The organism is Dietzia sp. NPDC055343 (genome assembly GCF_053645265.1).
In genome coordinates this window covers 1-1,503 of the sequence record NZ_JBSHMJ010000147.1, presented here as the reverse complement: position 1 = coordinate 1,503, position 1,503 = coordinate 1, and the positions used below count along the sequence as shown (strand labels likewise).

Genomic DNA, 1,503 nt, shown 5'->3' with positions numbered 1-1,503 from the left:
GGTCCACACCGACCCCAACTTCGACTATGGCCCCGGCGCTCCCAACCTGGGCGCGGCTGCCGTGTTCCTACTACCCGATTAGCGAGTTCCCCATGAGTCGTCGCCTCATCGCAGGCCTGGCCGCCGGGCTGGTGGCCCTCCTCGGCGCCGTCCTTCTCATTACCTACGTCAATGCGGCGGATGAGCGGGCGATGGCCAATCTGGATCCGGTCGAGGTCCTGGTCGCTTCGGCGCCCATCGTTCAGGGCACCCCTGCCGAGGATCTGGCCACGCTGGTCGCGGTCGAGGAGATCCCGTCCGCCGCGGTCGGCCCGGCCCCGGTGCGGTCGCTGGCCGAGCTGGAAGGAATGGTCGCGGCCACCAACATCCAGGTCGGCGAGCAGCTCCTCGCCGGGCGCTTCGCCAGCCCCCTCGACATGCAGAAATTCGGAGGCATCCCCGTCCCCGAGGGCCTGCACCAGGTCACCGTTCCTCTGGATTCTGCACGGGTAGTCGGAGGAACTATCACCCCCGGAGACCTCGTCGGCGTTTTCGCCTCGTTTGATTTTGAGCCCCCTGTGACTCACCTCGTGCTGGACAAGATCCTGGTCACCCGCGTTCAGGGCGGCCTGAACCCATCGACCAACAGCTCCTCGAGTTCAAACGGAACTGACGACGAGGCCAGCACCTCCGCAAGCGACGATCCCTCCGCCGCCCCCGTCCATGATGGCGGTGCCATGGTGACCCTCGCAGTCCCTGCCCGCGCTGCCGAGACCATCGTGTTCGGGGCTGAGCACGGAACTATCTGGCTCTCCATCGTCGATCCTGAAGCGCCCGCTGACGGAATCCGCATCGTCGACCCAGGGAACGTGTACGAATGAACCGCCTCCTCCTCATCTCCGACTCCCCGGACCTCGGCGGCCACGTCGCCGACGCGATCCAGTCGCAGATCGCGCTGATCAGCGGCCTCGAGGTCCCCACCGGCCCCTCGCAGCTGTTCCAGCAGCTGGGCCCCGGCGCGCCGATCCCCCTGGTGGTCGTGATCGACACCGCCAGCCGCGAGGACGAGGCGCTCGGGCTCTCGGCCCGCCTGTCAGCGGAGTGCCCCGGGATGGCCGTGGTGCTGCTCAGCGAGCAGCCCGACGCCTTTGCCCTGTCCGCGCTTCGGGCCGGCGCCTGCGACGTGGTGCACCCGGCGACCCCTCTCGAGGAGCTCGGCCGGGTGCTCCACCGCGCCGCGCAGGTTGCCCAGGCCTCCGCTTCTGCTCAGCCGGCCCCCCGCGACCCCGCGATCAGCGGGAACGCCGACGCCCGCGGACGGGTCATCAGCGTCCTGTCCCCCAAGGGCGGCGTGGGCAAGACGACCGTGGCCACCAACCTCGCCGTGGGCCTGGCCCGCTCGGCGCCGCTGTCGACGGTCCTGGTGGATCTGGACGTGCAGTTCGGCGACGTGGCCAGCGCCCTCAACATGCACCCCGACCACACCCTCCTCGACGTGACCCGCGGCCCGGCCGCGCGGGACTC

Annotated in this window: 2 protein-coding genes; both read left to right on the top strand. The window is 69.8% G+C overall.

The window, feature by feature from the left end; translation table 11 throughout:
- The first annotated feature begins 92 nt into the window (after nucleotides 1-92).
- Nucleotides 93-860 (top strand): Flp pilus assembly protein CpaB, encoded by a 768-nt coding sequence (cpaB, locus tag ACWIE7_RS19245; RefSeq protein WP_454070343.1) that lies wholly within the window; start codon nucleotides 93-95, stop codon nucleotides 858-860.
- A partial coding sequence (locus ACWIE7_RS19240; RefSeq protein WP_454070342.1) for an AAA family ATPase occupies nucleotides 857-1,503 on the top strand: 647 nt, incomplete at its 3' end. The genes cpaB and ACWIE7_RS19240, both read left to right, overlap by 4 nt.